The sequence below is a fragment of the Coprobacillus sp. genome, assembly GCF_984815275.1.
Genome location: NZ_CFJNYH010000013.1, coordinates 28713 through 49978, shown reverse-complemented (window position 1 = coordinate 49978; position 21266 = coordinate 28713). Strand labels below are relative to the sequence as shown.

Here is a 21266-nt window from a genome sequence, read left to right as displayed (position 1 = left end):
ATAAGGAAGTGGTAAAATATATATGATAGTAAATGGAGGGATATATATGGAATTTATAGATATGCTATCAAATAATTTGGCAGTTATTATTGGTGTTATTGTTGCTGTACTTATTCTCATAGTTATTGTTACAGGATATGTCAAAGCATCACCAGATACTGCTTATATTATTTCAGGGCTAAGAAAACAGCCAAAGGTTTTAATTGGAAAAGCAGGAGTGAAAATTCCTTTTTTGGAAAAGAAGGACGAATTGAATTTACAGTTAATTCCTATTGATGTGAAAACATCAAATGCTGTGCCAACTGCTGATTATATCAATATTAATGTTGATGCAGCAGTTAATATCAAGATTAGTGATGATTCAGAAAGATTAAATCTCGCAGCTCAAAACTTTTTAAATAAACCAGTTGAATATATTGCTAATGTGGCAAGAGAAGTCTTAGAGGGGAATATGCGTGAAATTGTTGGCCGTATGAATCTAGAGGAGATGGTTTCTGATCGTCAAAAGTTTGCTGAATTGGTAAAGGAGAATGCTGAACCTGATTTGGCAAAGATGGGTTTGGATATTGTTTCGTTTAATGTTCAGAATTTTGTTGATGGCAATGGTGTTATTGAAAATCTTGGGGTTGACAATATTGTAAAGATTCAAAAAAATGCGGCAATTTCTCGTGCTGTGAGTGAAAGAGATATTGCTCAGGCTCAAGCCAAAGCATCTCAAGAAGCGAATGATGCAAGAGTTGATGCAGATACAAAGATTGCAGAGCGTAATAATGAGTTGGCTATTAAACAGGCTGAGTTAAAGAAAATTGCGGATGCTAAGCAGGCAGAAGCTGATGCTGCTTATAAGATTCAAGAGGAACAATCTCGTAAGTCAATTGAAATTGCAACAGCTGATGCAAATATTATGAAACAAGAAAAAGAAATTGAATTGAGACGTAAAGACGTTGAAGTTACAGAACAAGAACTTGATGCAAAAATCAAGAAGCAAGCTGAAGCAGAAAAATTTGCTGCTCAACAAAGAGCAGATGCTGAATTATATAAACGTCAAAAAGAGGCAGAAGCACAATTGTTTGAAATGCAAAAAGATGCTGAAGCACAAAAGGCTCAAGCTGAAGCTATAAAATATCAAATGGAACAAGAAGCAGCTGGGATTCAAGCAAAAGGTGAAGCAGAGGCCAAAGCAATTGAAGCAAAAGGGATGGCAGAAGCAGAGGCTCTTAATAAGAAAGCTGATGCGATGAAAAAATACGGTGAGGCAGCCGTTATGGAAATGTATTTTAATATGTTGCCTAAAGCTGTTGAAGCTGCTGCTAAACCTCTTGAGAATGTTGATAAGATTACAATGTATGGTGAAGGTAACAGTGCTAAACTTGTTTCTGATATTGTAACAACTGCAACTCAAGTGAGTGAAGGAATGAATGAGTCTATTGGTATTGATTTAAAGAGTTTGTTGGCAGGTTTTCTAGGTGGAAAAATCGCAACGAGTGATCATGATGATACTGATGACAAAAATGATAAAAGAAAATAAATGAATGAGAACTGAAAATTTTCAGTTCTTTTCTTTTTTCTCATGTTATAATAATCAAAAGATAAGAAGGAGAAAGACATGCAAACAATACCAGCCAAAACAATATTATCAAAAAATAAATATGCCAATGTATGGTTTGGAAATGACTATAATATGAATTTATATCGTGGCTGTCACCATGGGTGTATTTATTGTGATAGTCGAAGTGAATGTTATCAAAACGATGAATTTGATATCGTCAAAAAGAAAGAGAAAGCTTTAGATATATTGAGTTTAGAATTGATGAAAAAAAGACAAAAGGGTGTTGTAGGAATTGGAGCAATGAGTGATAGCTATAATCAATATGAAAAAAAAGAAGAAATAACAAGAGGAGCTCTCCAGTTAATTAGAGATTATCGTTTTGGTGTTTCTTTAGAAACAAAGAGTGATTTGGTTGTTAGAGATATTGATTTGTTTTTAGAAATTCAAAAATATAATGATGTCATTGTAAAGATGACAATTACGACATATGATGATACTTTATCTAAAATTATTGAACCTCATGTTTGTGTATCATCAAAGCGTTTTGCAGCAATTAAAAAAATGAGCCAGGCTGGTCTCTTTACTGGTATTTTAATGGGTCCTGTTTTACCATTTATTAATGATACTGAAGACAATGTTATTCAAATGGTGAGATTGGCGCATCTTCATGAAGCTAAGTTTATTCATGCTTATTTTGGGGTGACCTTGAGAGATCGACAAAGAGATTATTACTATGAAAAATTAGATGAATTTTTTCCTGGTCTTAAAGAAAAATATATGAAATATTATGGAAGTAGATATAACTGCAACTGTCTAAAAGCAAGCCATTTGTGGAGGGTTTTTCAAAGAGAGTGTAAGAAATATGGTTTATTATATAAAATGGATGATATTATTAAAGCTTATAAGACACATCAACAAAAATTTGAGCAATTAACATTATTTTAAAAGCATCCTTAAGGATGCTTCAGCCTGTTGACAAAGAAGGTCGACAGGCTTTACTTAATATGATAGAATAAATAAGGCAGTAAGATGACTACTCAACCTAAAACATGTGGCTCTTACTGTCTTTTATAATGGAAAAATGGTATAATATGTATAGGTTGAGTAGGAGAAAATACATATGACAATGACAAGAAGAATAGGTAAACATGATAATATAATTTTAAATACAATAGAAGGTTTAGTACCACAAGATCATGATGTAAGAAAGCTAGATTCCTGTATAGACTGGGATTTTATTTATCCCTTAGTAAAAGAACTATACAGCAATTTTGGCAGACCCAGCATTGATCCTGTGGTACTTTTTAAAATGGTTTTTATTAATATCACTTTTGGAATTCATTCGATGAGGAAAACATGTAGGGAGATACAAGTCAATTTAGCGTATCGATGGTTTTTGGGTATTTCTATGGATGAGGAAGTTCCTAATTATTCTACATGGAGTCAAAATTACATGAGAAGATATAGTGACAGCGATGTATTTGAACAGATATTTGATGAAATATTAAGGCAGGCTATGGGATATGGATTTGTGGATATGGAAACAATTTTTGGGGATTCAACACATCAAAAAGCAAACGCAAACAAAAATAAGTGTTTAGATAAAGAAGTCGCAATAGTAAAAAAGGTGTATGAAGATGAGTTGTTAGATGAAATCAATAAAGATAGAGAAGCACATGGGAAAAAGCCATTGAAATCAAATGAGAAAGAAGAGTTCAATTTTGATGAAAAAAGTGGAGAACTGAAAAAAGATATAGAAACGAAGCATATTAAGGTTAGTAAAACCGATGGAGAAAGCGGATGCTTTGCCTATTCTCACCAAACATTCTGTGATAAGAATGGATTTGTGGTATTAAGTCTATGTGTGCCTGGAAATGTACATGATAGTGTATCTTTCTTTCCAGCATATCATTTATTAAATAAAAAGTATAAAGACCAAATCAAGAATCTATGTTTAGATGCAGGGTACATCACACCAGCAGTATGCAAGACAATATTAGAACACAAGCAAAAAATGTATGCGCCATACAAAAGACCAATGACGAAGAAAGGTTTTTTTAAGAAATACGAATATGTATATGATGAAAGATATGACTGTTACATATGTCCAAATATAAAGTTACTGGAATATAGCAATACGAATAAATTGGGTTATAAAGAATATAAATCAAATCCAAAAGAGTGTAAGGAATGCCCATTTTTAGAAAAATGTACACAATCAAAGAATTATCAAAAAGTGATTACACGCCATGTATGGGAAGAATATCGAGAAGAAGTCATGGATGAGATACGGCATACTCCAAAATGGAAAGAATTATATCCAAAGCGTAAGGAAAGTATAGAACGGGTATTTGGAGATTGTAAGGAGCAGCATAATTTAAGATATACAAGATTGCGAGGAATAGAAAAAAATCAGCATCAAGCGCTGATGATTTTTGCATGTCATAATTTAAAAAGAATGGCAAGGTGGAGTTGGAAAACTTCATCAAATACCATTCATAATTGGTTGAAAATGATGATTTCCCGCTTTGAAACACACAAAGAAAAGCGATACTCGTTTTGGAGTACCACTTTGTCAACAATCTGAAGCATCCTTAAGGATGCTTTTAATCACTCACTGGACTTGATTGAGGATGACGAGAGTCATTCTTTTTATCATAGCCAACTTTATTTTGGATGTTTTGTTCATAATCTTTTTGAAAAAGACATGAAAAAATAACATTTAATAGATATTCCATAGAGATTTGTGAAGCAAATGGTGCAATCTTTGTAAATATTTTTTCACGAGAACCTATATTTAAGATATAATCAGCGTAATGAGATAAACGATTATCGCCAATAGAAGTTAAAACAATAAGTGGTGTTTTCTTTTCTTTTAAAGTTTGAGCAATTTGAATCACTTCATTGGTTTCACCTGAATAAGAAATAATCATTCCAATTCTATCAGGGTTTGTATTATAGGACATGAAAATCTGTTCGCCATGTAATACTCTTAAATTCACATCTCTTGAAATTCTCATCATCTTATGTTGAAAGCTCATAGCAGCCAATAAAGAATTTCCCGAACCATAGATATCAATTGTTGGATAGTGATATATTAAATCAACAATTTGATGAAGCTGATTAAAATCAATAAGTTTAACTGTATCAGCAATGACTTCTTGCGAAAGTGAAGCCAGCTTATGACAAATCAAAGGATGTGAGTCATCTTTTTGAAATGGGAAATTGACATCTATACGATCAGTGTGTTGTAAATCATATTGAAGTTCAGCAGAATATTTGATTTTAAAGTCATTGTATCCTTCTAGACCAATTTTTTTGCATAGTCTTACTATTGTTGCTGGAGATGTATAAGTATGTTTAGCAAGTTCTTTAACGGACATACTTAAAACAGCTTCACCATGATTTAAAATATATTTTGCAATCTCTTTTTCAGATTCGGAAAACTCTAATTCAAATTCTAACTGTGTCATTATGCTCATTTTTATCACCAGTATTAGTATATCATGAAACGAAGTTTCATAAAAGTAAGATTTTATGAAATGTTTATGAAATTATTTTGAAACAATTCAATATTTGTTTACCCTTATATCATTTTCAAATATAATAGGGGTGTAAATTAAGGAGGAATAACAATGACAATAAAATTACCTAAAGATTTTTTCTTTGGTGCAGCAATGTCTGGACCACAAACTGAAGGATCATGGAACGTTGGTGGAAGACTTCGTTCATATTGGGATATGTATTCTGATCAGGAAATCAATGCCTTCCATAATAATGTCGGTTCATATGTTGGAAATGATATGTATCATAAATATGAAGAGGATATTAAGTTATTAAAAAGTTTGAATTTTAAATCATTTAGAACATCTATGCAATGGACAAGATTATTAGATCAAGATGGCAATATTAATCCAGAAGGAGCTGCATGGTATCATAAATTAATTGATTGTGCGAATGAAAATGGGATTGATATTTATATGAATATGTATCACTTTGATATGCCAGAGTACTTAATTAAGCGTGGTGGCTGGCAAAATAGGGAAGTAGTAGAAGCATATGCAAACTTTGTCAAAAAGGCAATGGAAGAGTTTGGTATGAAAGTGAAATACTGGTTTACTTTCAATGAACCAATTGTAGAACCAGAACAACAATTCTTACATGGAGCTTGGTACCCATATTTACATGACTTCAAACAATCTATCAATGTTCAATATGGAATTACATTGGCCCATTGTTTAGCAGTGATGAATTTTAGAAAACTTCAAGAAGAAGGAAAATTAATTGAAGGTGCCAAGATTGGTATGATTAATTGTTTTGCACCTCCTTATACAAAAGAAAATCCATCACCAGAAGATTTAGAAGCAGTCCGTATGACTGATGGATTGCATAATCGCTGGTGGTTAGATGTTGTGGCGCATGGACATTTGCCTCAAGATGTATTGGATACTGTTGAAAATGACTGGAAAGTAGAAATTGATAGACGTCCTGGTGATGAAGCGATTTTAGCACAAGGAAAGGTCGACTGGTTAGGGTTTAACTATTATCAGCCAACAAGAGTCCAGGCACCAGATTCAAAATTTGATGAAAATGGTTTACCATGTATTGCAAAACCTTATATCTGGCCAGAAAGAAAAATGAATGTTCATCGTGGCTGGGAAATTTATCCAAAAGGAATTTATGATTTTGGAATGAAAATCAAAACGGAATGTCCTGATTTGCCATTCTTTATTTCTGAAAATGGTATGGGTGTTGAAGGTGAAGAGAAGTTCATGGATGATAGTGGAACAATTCAAGATGATTATCGAATTGAGTTTGTGAGAGATCATTTGGAATGGATTGCTAAATCAATTGAAGATGGAGCCAACTGTTTAGGATACCATTATTGGGGAGCTATTGATAACTGGTCTTGGTGTAATGCTTTTAAGAATCGTTATGGATTTGTTAGAGTCTGTTTAGATGATGGATATAAACGTAAAGAAAAGAAATCTGCTTCATGGATTAGAGAAGTAGCAAGAACAAACGAATTTGAATAAAGGTATTTAAACATAATATTTTAATAATGGATTATTTTATTGACGTTGTTGTATATATGTGCATATAATAAATATGTAAATAGCAAGCCCATTGAAAAATGGAGTACGCAAAACTATAGGGTCTAAGCTTGTTGAAGTAGGATAGCCAGTTGCCAATATGATAATGTTGATATACCTGTAGTCAATTACGCATTCTATTTTTCGTGTGGAAATAGTTTGCGTTTTTATATTATGACAAAGGGAGAGAATGTAATGAAAGAATTAAGAAAGGTGTTTTGTGTTTTTGCAGTATTTGTTTTGATGTTGTCTTTAGGGATAGTGGGACATGCTGAGACTGGTTTCAATCATGCACTGACTTTTTCAATAAGTTATAATGGAAATGATTGGACTCCTTATTCACCAACACCCCTTCAATTTGGCGGATTTGATAAAACATACATCACTTTAGAAAATGATTCACAAGATGTCTATTTAAAAATAGATTCTTTTGTAGAAAATAATCAGCAGCTTGATGCTTCTGATATTCATGTGAGTTTTCAAAATGACTGGGGAGTTTATAGTGTGGAATTGGATTCTAACAAATGTACAAAGATACCTGCTTCTGTATTGAATCAATCTAGAGATTCTTATAGTTATCTTTCAATCCAAAGTGCTGGGTTAAATAATAATGCAAATATTGATTTTGGAGAAAAGAGTGGAAGTTCTTTTGATCGTTCTCTTTTTGCAGGGACATACGTTGATTCAAAAGATAATAGTATCGTTATTGATAAAAATGGAAAAGTGACTATTCAGGATATGACTGTATCAGATAATCATCTTGATTCTTATCATATCATTCATAGTGATGGTTCTGTAAAATATAATCATCAATTGTATGTATATACGTACTCTACATGTTTATTATTTAACTATGATCAAAAAAATTCTATTATTGAGTTTGAACAGATAATGAGTAACAATACTCAGTTGCCATCCTTTTTGTATAAAGGAGCGAAGTTTAAAAAAGAAATTCAAGCAGAAAAGATAACTTTAAATAAAAGTAAACTCTTATTAGAAAATGGAAAGGAATTTCAACTCCTTGCAACTATAAGTCCATCACAAGCCACTTCAAAAATAATGTGGATTACTTCTGATTCATCAATTGCAGAAATTAATGAACAAGGAGTTGTTCAAGGGTTAAAAGAAGGTAATGCTGTCATTACAGCATCTTCAGCTGGTCAATCAGCAACTTGCAATGTAACAGTGGTGAAGCCCATTATCATATCAAGTCTACCAGCAATAGATGAATCACTTGACAGCACACAAGTAACAGTGGATCAAAAATCATTAGAAGTCTTAAAAGAACTATTAAACTCTGTTATTGACTCTAATGTACCAGAAGGTGCAATGAGTTCAGATACAATCAATGCTATTGAACAGGCATTAACTCATGGAAAACCGATAACTATAGAACCAACAGCAAAAATGATAGATAAAAATTCTATTGATCAAGTTACAATTGATAAAATAGAAATACTTTTGGATAATCTTTCTTTACAAAATAAAAGTCAGATTAAGATTACTCAGTACCTTGATTTAAGTGTAGTCTTGAAAACTGGAAGTGATATTTTAGGAAATGTTTCTGTGTTGCCAAATAATACAGAATGGACAGTTAAAATTCAACAGAATTTATTGAGTAATCAAAGAAAATTTCATATCATTCGTGTGCATAATGGAAACGCTGAATTGCTTCCTGTAACCATTCAAAATGATATGATAAGTTTTCAGACAGATCGTTTTTCTACTTATGCAATAGCGTATGAAGAAGAAATGGAAAGTACACAAAATTTTCACACTGTTACATTTGTAGATATGAATAATCATATATTGAAAACTGAAAATGTGAGACATGGAGAAGCAGCTACACCGCCATTGGTACCGTATGTGGAAGGGTATGAATTTGTAAAATGGGATGATAATTATCAAAATGTTGTTAAAGATATGACTATAAAAGCAATTTATAAACCAATGAAATCAAATGATAATTCCAGTCATTTGGAGGATAAAGACACTGTACGAACAGAGGATTCCACTTTATTTATATTTTACTTGATTTCTCTTATATCTTCACTATTTGTTCTAGGTTATTATACAAAAACTAAAAATCATTAGTAAAAGATAGATGTTCAAAAAACATCTATTTTTGTTTGATTATCATTAAATCATATCTATAAAAATGAGAAGAAGTCAAAACTATAATAAAAATGTAGATATAAAATAAAGATAAATTTATAACAATGACTTTCTTTTGTTTCTTGAAATTATGATTTTTTTATTGACACGAAAATGATTGAACAATCTATATATAAATTCTGAATATAAAAAGATAAATACTTTGTCGCATAAATTAAAAAAAGACTATTCTTCATGAATAAATAGTCTTTGTCATATTAAAGATAATGATATTGTTTGCGATATATGAAAATAAGTAGTAAAGATATTAAAGAAGTAAGACATTCGGCAATAGGAACAGTTAACCATACAGCAGTCACTCCGAAATATGTTGGTAAAAAAAGTAAACCAATCATAATAAAACCAAATGTTCTTAGGAAAGAAATGAAGGCAGATACTTTCCCATTAGATAAGGCAGTAAAGGTTGCTGATGTAAAGATGTTCATACCAATAAATAGAAAATGAAATAAAAAGATAGTAAATCCTGAATATGCAATCTGATAAACATATGTATCTGAAGATGTGAAAAGTTGAATCAATTGAGATCTAGAAAATAGCGAAGCTAAAAAGATACACAAAGAACTGATGCCAATAAAAGTCAGACATATTTTATATATTTTCTTAAGTGATTTATAGTTTTGAGCACCATATTGGAAACTAATAATAGGTGCAACACCCATTGAAAAACCAATATATAATGTTGTAAAGAGAAATTGAGTATAGATCATAATTGTCATAGCAGCAACACCACTTTCACCAAGTAATGTCATCATAGCTTGATTGAAGAAAAAAGTTGTGATGGCTGTAGCGACTTGACTGACCATTTCTGATGAACCATTTGTACAACATTCTATGAATACCATTGGTTTAAATGATGGTGTGGTCAATGAGAGTGTTCCTTTATGATTTGTAAAAAAGAAGATTCCAAACACAGCAGGTACCATATAACCAAAACCAGTTCCTAAAGCAGCCCCCATAATACCCATATCAAAAACAACAATAAAAACATAATCTAAAATAATATTTATCATCCCAGCACTGATAGAAAGAAAAAATCCATATTTTGGTTTTCCTGCAGTCACAATAAGACTCTGGAATAAGACTTGTAATAGACTGGCTGGAGTGAATATGAAAATAATCAGAAGATAATCCTTGCAGTAAGGAAATAATAAAGGACTTGCACCTAATCCCCATATGATATTCTCAATAAAGAATAAACCTACTAAAGTTATGATTAAACCTAAAAGAATAGTCAATACAAAAATTATTGTAAAGTTTTGATGTGCTTCTGTCATTTTCCCAGCACCCATTTGTCTTGCGATTATAGCACTACCACCAGTTGCTATCATGGTGCCAATTCCTACAATAATGTTAATGACAGGACACACAATATTTAATGCAGATAAAGCAAATGTATTGACAAATTGTGAAACAAAAATAGTATCTACAATTGTATATAGTCCCATAAATAACATCATCACAATTGTTGGAAATGCAAAGTGTAACAGTGATGAAAAGGTAAAGTCTTTTGCTAAAGGATTATTCATAATAAGATTCCTCTTGTTTGGTAAGTCTTAATTTTTGGGTGGGATAATTGAATTCAATTAATAATTCATCTTCGATAAATCCTAAATCTTTATAAAGTTTTCGATAACCAGTATCAGCCTTATCACCTAAACGAAAAGTTGTTATTGTGATATCAATATCTGGAATGAGTTCATTTCTCAGTTTATTGATGAATGCTTCCATAATTCCATATTTATGATAAAGTGGGTGAACTCCAAAGAAATCAATACTTCCTGTTTCTTCATTCATTAACATGACACCAATAGCGAGATCTTCTTCTTTTAATATAAAGGCTCTTTTTTGATCAATGTATTTTTCTAGTGTTTGCATATACTTTGTTTTATCTAAATTGGGAAACCCATCTATGATAAGATGGACTAAATTCATCCAGGCAGGAATATCTGATAAAGAAGCCAAATGAATTTTCTTTTGAATATCTTGACTTGTGAGGTGTTTTATCTCTTTATTGAATTGAAATCTCAGTTGTAAAGGATAAAAATTTTGATTGTTTCGATATTCATTTGGTGTTTGTTTATACATCTGTTTAAAAATTTTAGAAAATGCCTGTTGACTTTCATAGCCAGCAACAAGAGAAATTTCTAATATTGGTTTTTGGGAGAAAACCAATAGTTTAGCAGCTTCAGTTAATTTTCTTCTTTGTACATAATCGTGAATAGATATACCAATGGTATCAGCAAACATTCTATGTAAATGATATTTTGAATAGCCTACAGCTTGAGAAATATTATATAAATTGAGTTTGTCACTTAAGTTCTCTTCGATATAATCGATAACGGTCATAATGTTATGAATTTTATTCATATATATCAACCTCCTTTCTTTAACATTATATACAAATATTATCTGAATATTTAATAAATCTTGCGGTTTTTGAGTATTATGATGAAAAAATAATTTTTAAATTAAACCTTATATAATATTTATAGAAAAGTGTTTTTTTATTCTGCTTGACTCTCCCCTAACAGGAGGATATATCCTAGACGTGTAAGGAGGAAGAGAAGATGAATAAATGTATTGAAGTCCATCAGTTAACAAAAACATATGATGGTAGAAAAGTTGTTGACAACCTGACATTTGAGGTTGAAAAAGGAGAGGTTTATGGACTCTTGGGTCATAATGGGGCAGGAAAGTCAACAACAATAGAGTGTATACTTGGTTTAAATACCCCTGATAGTGGTTCTGCAAAGTTGTTGGGAAAAGAAGCAGCCAAGCATCGAAAAACAGTATTTGAAAAAGTAGGTGTCCAATTACAGCAGTCACATTATCAAAACAATATTCGTGTTGGTGAAGTCTGTGAAGAAAGAGCGGCAATGTATAGTCACCCCGCAGATTATCATTATCTTTTAAAACAATTTCAGTTAGAACAGTATATTCATCAGCCAGTTGCTCAATTATCAGGTGGAGAAAGGCAGAAGTTATCAGTTGCTATTGCCTTAATTCCTCGTCCAGAGGTCATTTTTTTAGATGAATTAACTACAGGACTTGATGTTGCAGCTCGTCGAGAAGTTTGGCAGATTTTAAAACTGCTGAAAAAGCAGGGAATGACATTGTTACTGACTACACATTATATGGAAGAGGCAGAAAATCTATGTGATCGTGTTTTGCTTATCAAAGAGGGTCAAAAAATTGTTGAGGGAACGGTTGATGAGATTATCAAGAAGAGTCCTTATAACAATCTGGAAGAAGCTTACTTATGGTATATGGGAGAGGAGAAACTTGTATGAAAAGAATGATGACAATGTTGAAAGTTGAAGGAAAATTAGCATTAAGATGTCCTGATGGATTAATATTTGGAGTTGGAATGCCAGTCGGCGTTCTGTGCCTAATTGGAATTATTGCTGGAGATCAAACTGTGAGTGGGCAAAGTTCTTATACTTTTATGGAAAGTGCTTTTGCATCTTTGTTAACTGTTGGGATTTGTGCTACAGCATTTATGGGATTGCCACTCACTTTTGCTGACTATCGTGATAAGAAGATTTTGAAGCATTTCTTTGTGACGCCAATCAGTCCTATGCTTATGTTGTTTATACAAGTCATTATTGCAATGCTGACTGCATTGTTATCATCAATTATTGTATCAGCTGTTGCAATATTTGGGTTTGGTTATCAGATGCAAGGGAATGTATGGGCATTTATTGGAGCATATTTCTTAGTTGTCTTGTCAATGTTTAGTTTAGGTATGATTATTGCGAGTTTATGTAAAACGGTGAAAATAGCAAATGTTGTGACAACTTTTGTTTATTTTCCAATGTTATTTTTATCAGGAGCAACAATTCCATATGAATTATTTCCTTCATTTTTACAAAATATAGCAAATATATTACCACTCACACATGGAATTAAATTATTAAAGGATATATCAATGGGTGTTTCAAGTGAACATATGTTTTTTTCAATTGGCATTTTAGTTGCATTTACTATTGTCGGATGTGTTATATCTGTTGTATCATTTAAATGGGAATAATGGAGGAAGTCGTTATGAGTAGAGAAAATTGTTATGTAGAGAAACTGCCTCAGAAGTTATATAAAATTGGAATGTTTGCACAAATGAATAGAGTAACTATTAAAGCATTAAGACATTATGATGATATTGGGTTGTTAAAACCTGAGTACGTAGATGAAATTAATGGTTATCGTTATTATACTTCAGCTCAATTACCACAATTGCATAGAATTTTAGCTATGCGTGAACTTGGGTTTTCGTTAAAAGAAATAAAGAAAGTCAATGATGGCGTTTCAGAAAAAGATTTGCTGATACGCAAAAAATGTGAATTGTTACAAGAAATGGCTCATATCCAAAAACAGATTGCATGTGTTGAAGGGTATCTTGCAGGGAATTGTTTAAATAGTGATTATCGTGTTGTTATGAAATCTATACCAGAAGTGATTGTGGCTTCAATGCAGGTACACATGGATAGTTATGAAGATCTTTTTGAATGTATGCCAACAATGGGAAGTGAAATGGAAAAAGCAGGTTGTGAATGTGCAATCCCTGAATATTGTTTTACTATTTATTATGATGAAGAATACAGAGAATCTGATATTCATGCAGAAATTTGTGAAGCTATTACAGAAAAGCCTGAAGATACAGAACTTGTTCAGTTTAAGGTTCTTCCTGCTGTTGATATGGCCGCATGTGTTTTACATAAGGGGCCATACTATACTTTACCACAAGCCTATGGGGCGATAGTCCAGTTTATTGAAGAGAGTGGCTATGAAATTATTGGATATCAAAGAGAATCTTATATAGATGGAATTTGGAATAAGGATACTGAGGATGAATGGTTAACTGAAATTCAATTTCCAGTTCGTAAAATTTGAGTAGAAAGTCATGATTGTTCATGGCTTTCTTTTTTGTTAAGCTTTGTTTGTTAGTTGTATAATAAGTTAGGAATTGTATAAAAAAGATTAGAAGTTGAAAATTAGTTTCATAAAATGTATCAATTTTTAAGTAAATATGAAACGATATTATAAAGTCTTAACAATATATTTACTCTTTTGCTTATTTCAAATAAAATGAAGACAGAGAAAATAAGGAGGATATTTTGAATGGAAAAGAAATTACCTAAAGATTTTTATTGGGGTGGCTCAGTATCATCTTTTCAAACAGAAGGTGCAAGAGATGAAGGTGGAAAAGGAACATGTATTTATGATGTGAGACCTATGAACCCTGAGTTTTCAGATTGGAGTGTTGGTATTGATGCTTATCATCGTTATGATGAAGATATTGCATTAATGAAAGAAATGGGATTCAATTTTTATCGTTTCTCTATTTGCTGGTCACGTATTATTCCTAATGGATCATTAGATGAACCAGTGAATGAAGAAGGGGTTGCTTTCTATAATAGTTTAATTGATAGATTGCTTGCTGCTGGAATTGAACCAATGATTACATTAGTTCATTTTGATATGCCATATGAATTAGTGAAAGAGCATAATGGTTTTGCTTCTCGTTATGTTGTTGATTGTTTTGAAAGATATGCAAGAGTATGTATTGAAAGATTTGGAGATAGAGTGAAACATTGGATGAGTTTCAATGAACAAAACTTACATGGAATGATGTTAAGAGTTTCTAATGCTGAAGATATTCCAGAAGGTGTGAGTCTTCCAAAACATTTATATCAAGTTAATCATAATGTTTTTATTGCTCATTGTAAGGCTGTCAAAGCATTAAGAGAATTACAACCAGATGCAAAGTTCTGTGGTATGAATGCTGTCACTAATATTTATCCATATACAAATACGCCAAAGAATAACTTATTTGCATGGCAGGCTTATCAATATATGAATGGTTTCCACTGTGATGTTTTTGCAAAAGGGAAATATCCTGATTATATGGTTGCTTATTTAGAAAATAGAGGATGGATGCCTACATTTGAAGAAGGCGATGATGAATTGTTAAAATATACTGTTGATTATATTGCATTTAGTTATTATCGTTCTAATACAATTACTGAAGGCGAATTTGATTATGAAAGACCTTATCATGAAATTGTCAATGAACATTGTGTGAAAAATCCACATTGTGAAGCCAATGAGTGGAATTGGGAAATTGATCCAATTGGATTTAGATGGACATTAAATGATTTGGCTGTACGTTCTGATTTACCAGTGTTTGTATTAGAAAATGGAATTGGATGGCGTGAAGATTTCTCTCAAGAAGAAATTGATCAGATGTTAGCAGAAGGAAAAATGATTGAAGATGATTATCGTATAAATTATCATAGAGATCATATTCAAGAAATGAAGAATGCAATGATTGAAGAAGGTGTCAAATGCTTAGGATATGTGACTTGGGGGCCTATTGATATCTTAGCAAGTATGTGTAATATGGATAAGAGATATGGTTTTGTTTATGTTAATAGAACAAACAAAGATTTAAGAGATTTAAAACGTATTCCTAAGAAATCATTTGCATGGATTAAAAAGGCATTTGAATCTAATGGTGAAGATTTAGATTAATAGAAATCATAAAGCACATTATGAAAATGATGTGCTTTTTTCTTTATGCACCTAAAAGTTGACAAAGAAAATGTAGTGGTTGCGCTACAGTTGGTAGACGAATCTATGATAATCTGATATGCTTGTGCCATCTTAGGAGGATGTTTATGTTTATTGGAGAAAAGATTAGAGAATTAAGAATAAGAAATCAATTATCTCAAGAGAGTATTGCTCAATTGTTAGATGTGAGTCGTCAATCAGTCAGTAAATGGGAAAAAGGGTTATCTAAACCAAGTACAGATAACTTATTAAGATTATCAGCGATCTTTTCGGTTTCAGTAGAAGATTTGATTGATAACGATATTCAGTTTAAAAAGGATTATGAGTCAACTAGTTTTTTTAAAGAATTTTTATGCACAAAAAAAGTGCTCATTCCTATTTCAATATTCTTGGGACTATTTATTGTTATATTTTTGTTTGCAGTAGTGATGAAAGGATATGGATATGATACGAATACTGTGAATTTTATAGCAGGGTTATCAGGTTTTTTCATGTTTTGTGCTTACCTTATTTTCTTAGTAATGATTTTAAAATATGTTTATAAGGATTGTCAGATGAGGCATATTCAACCTATTGGGTATGTACTGGTTTCAATTACTGTTGTTGGTTTTCTTTTTTATTTGTTAATACGTGATGATATTTCAAAAGAAAACTAAATTATTGGGAAAGGAGATTATATGGATTTTGTGAAAAATAGGAACACAATCAAATTGCTTATACTTAATGTTGTTTTGATATTCTTTTCTTTATTGACAAATATCACAAATATGATGATTTTATGGTTTATCCTGATTGGTCTTTTATCTTTATATTTTATTGTGAGTTATAAAGAGAAAATGAAAAAAAGAGAGATTATAATAAGTCTTGTCTTAGGAATGATAACAATGATATCGAATGCATTCATGGCAATCTTTGTTTGTTTGGCATATTTAGCTGCTCAAGTTATTATGGAGAATCATTCTCAAAAAATGATGTTATATCATCCAGCAAAAAACATGAGTTATGGAAAACGTTATTCTTTATCTTTATGATTGGGGGTTTACTAGGTTGCATCAATGTATTCTTGGCAATGAATAGTTATTCGTTGCAGATTTCCTTTCATTTACATTTTCTTTTTGACGCATTAAGGGCCGGTATTTTTGAAGAAATATTTTTTAGAATGTTTTTGTTTGCTTTATGTTTACACATCACTCAATCTACTTGTTTGAATCATACACAAGTTATACTATCTTATTTCATTATGGTTCTACCACATGTATTGCTGCATAATTCTTTCTCTATTGATATGATGAGTGTTGCTATTCTTTCATTGCTTTTTGGATTGCCTTTTGCTCTTATGTCAAGAAAAATCAATTTGTTAACAGCGATAGGAGCACATTCTTTTGTTGACTTCATCCGGTTCATTATGCTAGGGATATAATGTTTTGTCAGGCACTAAAATTCTTGTTTTTAATTTCAAATATTATATGATAGAGGACGGGAGGGAATTTATGAATATATTATTGAGTTCTTATGATTTTCATGAAGAGTGGGCACAAGATATTATACGCCCATTATTACATCAAGATATGAAAGTGGTTGTTATCCCTTTTTCATTTGATGAGAAGGAAGTGAAAACAGTAGATGATTATGATCAACATTATGGTGTTCATGGACACCATATTCCTTATATTTTAAGACCTTTTCATTATTATGGAATAGATGATATTGAGTTTGTTGATTATTTTAGAGATGATAAAGAAACTGTTCAAAAGAAAGTGATGGCTGCTGATATTCTTTTCTTTACTGGTGGTTTACCAGACCAGTATTTTGAACGTTTAAAACAATTTGAATTGATACCACTAATTCAAAAGAGTTCGGCCCTGATCATTGGAGCAAGCGCTGGTGCCATGATTCAATTCGATCATTATCACATCACTCCTGATGATGATTATCCTGAGTATCATTATCAAAAAGGTTTGGGATTAGTGAGTGGGTTTGAAATAGAAGTTCATTATTGCCATAGTCCTGTTCAAGACATGGGAATACAAAGAGTCATTGAGGAAAAAGGATTACCAACATATACGGTCGCTAATGATGGAGGGATTCTTTGTTATCAAGATAAGTTGATTCCGTTTGGAAATGCTTATTTAGTGAATAATAGTGAAGACAAAGAGATATTCTTTTGATATAATAGTCAAGATATGTCAAAAGAGGAGAGAGAAGAATGAAAGAAGAAAAAACATTAATCGTAGATGTTGATGAAATGCCAAGTGCACCTCAATGGGTATTCTTGAGTTTTCAGCATGTTTTTGCAATGTTTGGAGCAACAATACTTGTTCCTATGTTGACTGGTTTTCCAGTATCTGTGGCATTATTTGCATCTGGTATAGGAACATTCATTTATACGTTTTGTACAAAAGGAAAAGTTCCAGTTTATTTAGGATCATCTTTTGCTTATATTACGGCAGTTATTTTAGCTGTTGAAGCTATGGGTGGAGATATTTCTGCAGCCCAAACAGGATTGATTCTTGTGGGATTGATTTATGTTGCTGTTGCTATTATTATTAAATGTGTTGGCAAAGATTGGATTGATAAATTATTGCCTCCAATTGTTATTGGACCAATGATTGCAGTTATTGGATTAGGTTTAGCTGGAAATGCAGTGACAAATGCCGGATTTGTTGTTGATGGTGATGTTGCACCCATGATTATCGCAATTGTGACATTCTTGGTTGCTGCTTTCATTTCAAGTCAAGCAAAAGGCTTCTTGAAGATTGTTCCATTTTTAGTAGCGATTGTTGTTGGTTACATATTGGCATTATGTTTTGGAATTGTTGATTTGAGTGGTGTTGCTAAAGCTGATTGGTTTTCAATCCCAAGTTTTGCATTTCCATTTTCAATGCCAGACTTATTTGGGACAAGTTTTAGAGAATATCACTTCTATTTTGGTCCAGAAACTTTAGCTATTTTACCAGTTGCAATTGTGACAATTTCTGAACATATTGGAGATCATACAGTTTTAGGGAAAATATGTGGTAAGAATTTCTTGAAAAATCCAGGATTAGATAGAACTTTAATTGGAGATGGTGTTGCAACTGCAGTATCAGCATTTCTAGGAGGACCTGCGAATACAACTTATGGTGAAAATACAGGTGTGATTGGTTTGACAAAAATTGGTTCTGTTTATGTGACATGTGGAGCAGCTGGAATTGCAGTTCTCTTATCTTTTTGTGGAAAGATTGCAGCAGTGATCAGTTCTATTCCAGCCTGTGTACTAGGTGGAATGAGTATATTATTATATGGTGTCATTGCAAGCAATGGTCTTCGTATTTTGATTGATGCGCAAGTTGATTTCAATAAACAAAGAAATTTAATTATTGCTTCTGCAATGCTGGTGATTGGTTTGGGTGGAGCTGTTTTCCCACTGGGTGGAAGTGCAACTTTATCTGGAACAGCATTAGCTGCTATTGTTGGTGTTGTTTTAAATTTAATTTTACCTGAAAAATCTGAACAATAGTCATTTATAATGATTTGTATTGGATATAAGATTTCAAACTGAAAAGATTTGAAATCTTTTTTCTTAAAAATAAGTTTTTCAATGATTTGTTATGTGATAAAATGAAGAAAGGTGGTGAGAAAATGGAATATATACCTATTCAATGTAAAAGTGCAATTCGTAAGGTGAGGGGTGGAATGCCTTATCAACATGATGTCAATATTTATCGCGGCTGTGAACATGGATGTTTATATTGCTATGCATTGTACTCACATGATTATTTAGATGATGAAAAGTTTTATGACCATATTTATTATAAAGAGAATATTGTAGAAATTTTAGAAAAAGAAATCAGCAAGCCAAGTTGGCAGAAGAATATCATTAATTTTGGGAGCGTGAGTGATAGTTATCAGCCTTGTGAAAAAGAATTAGGATTGATGAGAGAGGTTTTAAAGTTAATGATTCGTTATCAAAATCCTGTCAATATTTCTACCAAATCAACATTGATTTTAAGGGATATTGATCTTTTGGCTGAATTATCAAAGGTGGCAGCTGTGAATTTGACTTGTACAGTGACATGTGCTGATGAAAGTATCCAACAGGTTATTGAACCACGTGCTGCAACGAGTTTGGAAAGAATGAAAGTTCTTCAAATTTTGAAACAGAAAACCAATGCAAGTGTTGGTATTTTAATGATGCCAATTATTCCATATATCACTGATTCATATGAAAATATAGAAGCTATTTACAAATTGGCTCAACAAATTGATCTCGATTATATTGTTCCTGGAACATTGTATTTAAGAGGAAAAACAAAACCTTATTTTTTAAATTCAATTCGCCAATATGACGAAAACCTTTATTGGAAATTAAAACATCTTTATCCTAAAGGGAGTTGTTTAAAAGAATATAAAAAAGAATTTTATCAATCATTAAATCAAATCCGAAAAAAATATGATTTAGAAAATAAGGTTCTTAAAGATACACATAAAGACGAATGAAAAACTCATATCAGTTTAGGAATTGTATCCTATGATATGAGTTTTTATTTTCACCCTTCATATAAATCACCACTGTTTTCTTTGTTTAATGTTCCTGCCAGTTCAATCATCAGAAATTTAGTTAATGAATTTACAACTGGACGGTGTTTAACTCCTTTGGGAACAATAATGAATTCTCCTGCCTGAACTGGAAATTGATTGTCTTTTGTTTCTAAAATAAAATGACCCTCAATAACATAAAACAGTTCATCAGAAGTTTCATGGATATGAAAATCTAATGTACGATTCTCGACTTGAACAAGACTTAAAACATGTTCATTTAAAATTCCTACCTTGTTATAAACATAAAGACATTGTAGTGCGTTGGCTTCTTTTAATAAATTGACTGTTTTCATAACAGACCTCCTTGGTTATTGTTAATTGTATATATTTATGTTAACATAAATATACTCATCATAAAAATAGATTGTTTAGATGATAACAATCACAAAACAAGATGATTAAGGGGGTCTTTATGGATTTAAAGCATTTACAGACATTTTTATGCTTATGTGAAATTAAGAACTTTACAAAGACTGCTGAGCATCTTCATTATGCTCAGTCCCATGTGACAATGCAGATTCAGCAGCTTGAAGAAGAATTAAATGTCAAATTGTTTGAACGTTTGGGAAAGAAAATTAGTCTCACAACAGATGGGCAGAAATTAATTCCTTATGCTCAAAAAATGCTTTCTCTTTCTAAGGATATAGAATTTCAGTTTGCTAAACAGGATAATGGTCGCATTGTGATAGGAGCGTCTGAATCTCTTTGTCTATATCGTTTACCCAATATTATTAAACTGTTTTCAAATCAGTATCCAAGTGTTGAGGTTTGTTTATATGTATTAGAAAGCAATGATTATTTGTCTTTATTAGCAAACAATACGATTGATATAGCATTTGTATTAGATCGGCCACTAGCTCATTTGCATTTTGAAAAGGTTTTACAGATTCCAGAAACAATTGGTATTTTCTCATTGCCACAACATCCACTTGCTCAAAAGAAAAATGTTTCTTTAAAAGATTTAGCTAATCAGCGTCTCATTGTCACAAAAAAAGAATGTTGTTATCGTCAACAATTTGATTATGATTTAAATAAAATAAAAATAACTCCTCATATTGTTCTTGAGACAAGTAGTATTCAAGTTATTAAACAATCTGTATTAAGTGGACTAGGAATATGTGTATTACCTGAGTTTGTTGTTCAAGATGAAATGAAGCAAAACCAATTAAAGGCAATTGAATATCTCACTCATTATTCTATTCAATCGCAATTAATTTATCATAGAGATAAGTGGCTATCGCCCAGTTTAAAACATTTTATAGATATGGCTAAAAAATTGATTGAATAAAAAAGAGACTATC

20 protein-coding genes and 1 riboswitch are annotated in these 21266 nt (G+C 31.7%); of the genes, 16 read left to right on the top strand and 4 right to left on the bottom strand.

Features of this window, described 5'->3' with window-relative positions; all coding sequences use genetic code 11:
* Positions 1 to 46 precede the first annotated feature (46 nt).
* From AC5M21_RS06275 to AC5M21_RS06265, 3 genes are all read left to right on the top strand, one after another.
* Positions 47 to 1528 (top strand): flotillin family protein, encoded by a 1482-nt coding sequence (locus tag AC5M21_RS06275; RefSeq protein ID WP_017143766.1) that lies wholly within the window; start codon positions 47 to 49, stop codon positions 1526 to 1528.
* A gap of 78 nt (positions 1529 to 1606) precedes the next feature.
* Positions 1607 to 2494 carry an SPL family radical SAM protein gene (locus AC5M21_RS06270; protein ID WP_008789866.1) on the top strand — a complete coding sequence of 296 codons (888 nt, stop codon included), beginning with the start codon at positions 1607 to 1609 and terminating at the stop codon, positions 2492 to 2494.
* Between the two features lie 175 nt (positions 2495 to 2669).
* Positions 2670 to 4136 (top strand): IS1182 family transposase, encoded by a 1467-nt coding sequence (locus tag AC5M21_RS06265; protein WP_008789865.1) that lies wholly within the window; start codon positions 2670 to 2672, stop codon positions 4134 to 4136.
* A gap of 19 nt (positions 4137 to 4155) precedes the next feature.
* Here the strand turns inward: AC5M21_RS06265 and AC5M21_RS06260 are convergent, their stop codons facing one another.
* Positions 4156 to 5031, bottom strand: a complete 876-nt coding sequence (locus AC5M21_RS06260; RefSeq protein WP_008789864.1) for a MurR/RpiR family transcriptional regulator — start codon at positions 5029 to 5031, stop codon at positions 4156 to 4158.
* A 153-nt stretch (positions 5032 to 5184) separates the two neighbouring features.
* Between AC5M21_RS06260 and AC5M21_RS06255 the strand changes: the two genes are divergently transcribed.
* Both AC5M21_RS06255 and AC5M21_RS06250 read left to right on the top strand, forming a co-directional pair.
* The gene (locus AC5M21_RS06255; protein ID WP_008789863.1) at positions 5185 to 6585 is read left to right on the top strand and encodes a glycoside hydrolase family 1 protein; all 1401 of its coding nucleotides are present in this window, start codon (positions 5185 to 5187) and stop codon (positions 6583 to 6585) included.
* Positions 6586 to 6656: 71 nt separating this feature from the next.
* A riboswitch (cyclic di-GMP riboswitch) is annotated at positions 6657 to 6742 on the top strand.
* 95 nt (positions 6743 to 6837) lie between these two features.
* Positions 6838 to 8736: an Ig-like domain-containing protein gene (locus AC5M21_RS06250; protein ID WP_008789862.1), complete on the top strand. Its 1899-nt coding sequence runs from the start codon at positions 6838 to 6840 to the stop codon at positions 8734 to 8736.
* 278 nt (positions 8737 to 9014) lie between these two features.
* Here the strand turns inward: AC5M21_RS06250 and AC5M21_RS06245 are convergent, their stop codons facing one another.
* Complete coding sequence (locus tag AC5M21_RS06245) at positions 9015 to 10343, bottom strand: MATE family efflux transporter (RefSeq protein ID WP_008789861.1); 1329 nt, start codon at positions 10341 to 10343, stop codon at positions 9015 to 9017.
* A complete protein-coding gene (locus tag AC5M21_RS06240; RefSeq protein WP_008789860.1) occupies positions 10336 to 11184 on the bottom strand; it encodes a helix-turn-helix domain-containing protein in 849 nt (282 codons plus the stop codon). The genes AC5M21_RS06245 and AC5M21_RS06240 overlap by 8 nt, the downstream gene beginning before the upstream one ends.
* Positions 11185 to 11384: 200 nt before the next feature.
* Here AC5M21_RS06240 and AC5M21_RS06235 point away from each other — a divergent pair, with 200 nt between their 5' ends.
* The 10 genes from AC5M21_RS06235 to AC5M21_RS06190 all read left to right on the top strand — a co-directional run bounded on the left by AC5M21_RS06235 (position 11385) and on the right by AC5M21_RS06190 (position 19863).
* Positions 11385 to 12107: an ABC transporter ATP-binding protein gene (locus AC5M21_RS06235; RefSeq protein WP_008789859.1), complete on the top strand. Its 723-nt coding sequence runs from the start codon at positions 11385 to 11387 to the stop codon at positions 12105 to 12107.
* Positions 12104 to 12847: an ABC transporter permease gene (locus AC5M21_RS06230; RefSeq protein WP_008789858.1), complete on the top strand. Its 744-nt coding sequence runs from the start codon at positions 12104 to 12106 to the stop codon at positions 12845 to 12847. Before AC5M21_RS06235 ends, AC5M21_RS06230 begins: the two co-directional genes overlap by 4 nt.
* 14 nt (positions 12848 to 12861) lie before the next feature.
* A complete protein-coding gene (locus AC5M21_RS06225) occupies positions 12862 to 13704 on the top strand; it encodes a MerR family transcriptional regulator (protein WP_008789857.1) in 843 nt (280 codons plus the stop codon).
* A 228-nt stretch (positions 13705 to 13932) separates the two neighbouring features.
* The gene (locus AC5M21_RS06220) at positions 13933 to 15345 is read left to right on the top strand and encodes a glycoside hydrolase family 1 protein (protein ID WP_008789856.1); all 1413 of its coding nucleotides are present in this window, start codon (positions 13933 to 13935) and stop codon (positions 15343 to 15345) included.
* Between the two features lie 146 nt (positions 15346 to 15491).
* Positions 15492 to 16040, top strand: coding sequence for a helix-turn-helix domain-containing protein (locus AC5M21_RS06215; protein ID WP_117768988.1), 549 nt, complete (start codon positions 15492 to 15494; stop codon positions 16038 to 16040).
* 21 nt (positions 16041 to 16061) lie between these two features.
* A complete protein-coding gene (locus tag AC5M21_RS06210; RefSeq protein WP_238638467.1) occupies positions 16062 to 16415 on the top strand; it encodes a hypothetical protein in 354 nt (117 codons plus the stop codon).
* On the top strand, positions 16412 to 16804 hold the full coding sequence (locus AC5M21_RS06205; RefSeq protein WP_412254072.1) for a CPBP family glutamic-type intramembrane protease: 393 nt from the start codon (positions 16412 to 16414) through the stop codon (positions 16802 to 16804). Before AC5M21_RS06210 ends, AC5M21_RS06205 begins: the two co-directional genes overlap by 4 nt.
* 70 nt (positions 16805 to 16874) lie before the next feature.
* Positions 16875 to 17552: a Type 1 glutamine amidotransferase-like domain-containing protein gene (locus AC5M21_RS06200; RefSeq protein WP_302378497.1), complete on the top strand. Its 678-nt coding sequence runs from the start codon at positions 16875 to 16877 to the stop codon at positions 17550 to 17552.
* A 38-nt stretch (positions 17553 to 17590) separates the two neighbouring features.
* Positions 17591 to 18883 carry a uracil-xanthine permease family protein gene (locus AC5M21_RS06195; RefSeq protein ID WP_008789852.1) on the top strand — a complete coding sequence of 431 codons (1293 nt, stop codon included), beginning with the start codon at positions 17591 to 17593 and terminating at the stop codon, positions 18881 to 18883.
* 122 nt (positions 18884 to 19005) lie between these two features.
* Complete coding sequence (locus AC5M21_RS06190) at positions 19006 to 19863, top strand: SPL family radical SAM protein (RefSeq protein ID WP_017143764.1); 858 nt, start codon at positions 19006 to 19008, stop codon at positions 19861 to 19863.
* A gap of 50 nt (positions 19864 to 19913) precedes the next feature.
* Here the strand turns inward: AC5M21_RS06190 and AC5M21_RS06185 are convergent, their stop codons facing one another.
* Positions 19914 to 20258, bottom strand: coding sequence for a cupin domain-containing protein (locus AC5M21_RS06185; RefSeq protein ID WP_008789850.1), 345 nt, complete (start codon positions 20256 to 20258; stop codon positions 19914 to 19916).
* A gap of 119 nt (positions 20259 to 20377) precedes the next feature.
* Here AC5M21_RS06185 and AC5M21_RS06180 point away from each other — a divergent pair, with 119 nt between their 5' ends.
* Positions 20378 to 21253 (top strand): LysR family transcriptional regulator, encoded by an 876-nt coding sequence (locus tag AC5M21_RS06180; protein ID WP_017143763.1) that lies wholly within the window; start codon positions 20378 to 20380, stop codon positions 21251 to 21253.
* The last annotated feature ends 13 nt before the right edge of the window (positions 21254 to 21266 follow it).

Bases quoted from the DNA above. Each gene is read 5' to 3' on its own strand.
- AC5M21_RS06180 (WP_017143763.1), top strand. From the start codon at position 20,378: ATGGATTTAAAGCATTTACAGACATTTTTATGCTTATGTGAAATTAAG.
- AC5M21_RS06275 (WP_017143766.1), top strand. From the start codon at position 47: ATGGAATTTATAGATATGCTATCAAATAATTTGGCAGTTATTATTGGT.
- AC5M21_RS06215 (WP_117768988.1), top strand. From the start codon at position 15,492: ATGTTTATTGGAGAAAAGATTAGAGAATTAAGAATAAGAAATCAATTA.
- AC5M21_RS06235 (WP_008789859.1), top strand. From the start codon at position 11,385: ATGAATAAATGTATTGAAGTCCATCAGTTAACAAAAACATATGATGGT.
- AC5M21_RS06205 (WP_412254072.1), top strand. From the start codon at position 16,412: ATGATTGGGGGTTTACTAGGTTGCATCAATGTATTCTTGGCAATGAAT.
- AC5M21_RS06220 (WP_008789856.1), top strand. From the start codon at position 13,933: ATGGAAAAGAAATTACCTAAAGATTTTTATTGGGGTGGCTCAGTATCA.
- AC5M21_RS06255 (WP_008789863.1), top strand. From the start codon at position 5,185: ATGACAATAAAATTACCTAAAGATTTTTTCTTTGGTGCAGCAATGTCT.
- AC5M21_RS06195 (WP_008789852.1), top strand. From the start codon at position 17,591: ATGAAAGAAGAAAAAACATTAATCGTAGATGTTGATGAAATGCCAAGT.
- AC5M21_RS06245 (WP_008789861.1), bottom strand. From the start codon at position 10,343: ATGAATAATCCTTTAGCAAAAGACTTTACCTTTTCATCACTGTTACAC.
- AC5M21_RS06260 (WP_008789864.1), bottom strand. From the start codon at position 5,031: ATGAGCATAATGACACAGTTAGAATTTGAATTAGAGTTTTCCGAATCT.
- AC5M21_RS06265 (WP_008789865.1), top strand. From the start codon at position 2,670: ATGACAATGACAAGAAGAATAGGTAAACATGATAATATAATTTTAAAT.
- AC5M21_RS06190 (WP_017143764.1), top strand. From the start codon at position 19,006: ATGGAATATATACCTATTCAATGTAAAAGTGCAATTCGTAAGGTGAGG.
- AC5M21_RS06270 (WP_008789866.1), top strand. From the start codon at position 1,607: ATGCAAACAATACCAGCCAAAACAATATTATCAAAAAATAAATATGCC.
- AC5M21_RS06200 (WP_302378497.1), top strand. From the start codon at position 16,875: ATGAATATATTATTGAGTTCTTATGATTTTCATGAAGAGTGGGCACAA.
- AC5M21_RS06225 (WP_008789857.1), top strand. From the start codon at position 12,862: ATGAGTAGAGAAAATTGTTATGTAGAGAAACTGCCTCAGAAGTTATAT.
- AC5M21_RS06185 (WP_008789850.1), bottom strand. From the start codon at position 20,258: ATGAAAACAGTCAATTTATTAAAAGAAGCCAACGCACTACAATGTCTT.
- AC5M21_RS06210 (WP_238638467.1), top strand. From the start codon at position 16,062: ATGGATTTTGTGAAAAATAGGAACACAATCAAATTGCTTATACTTAAT.
- AC5M21_RS06250 (WP_008789862.1), top strand. From the start codon at position 6,838: ATGAAAGAATTAAGAAAGGTGTTTTGTGTTTTTGCAGTATTTGTTTTG.
- AC5M21_RS06230 (WP_008789858.1), top strand. From the start codon at position 12,104: ATGAAAAGAATGATGACAATGTTGAAAGTTGAAGGAAAATTAGCATTA.
- AC5M21_RS06240 (WP_008789860.1), bottom strand. From the start codon at position 11,184: ATGAATAAAATTCATAACATTATGACCGTTATCGATTATATCGAAGAG.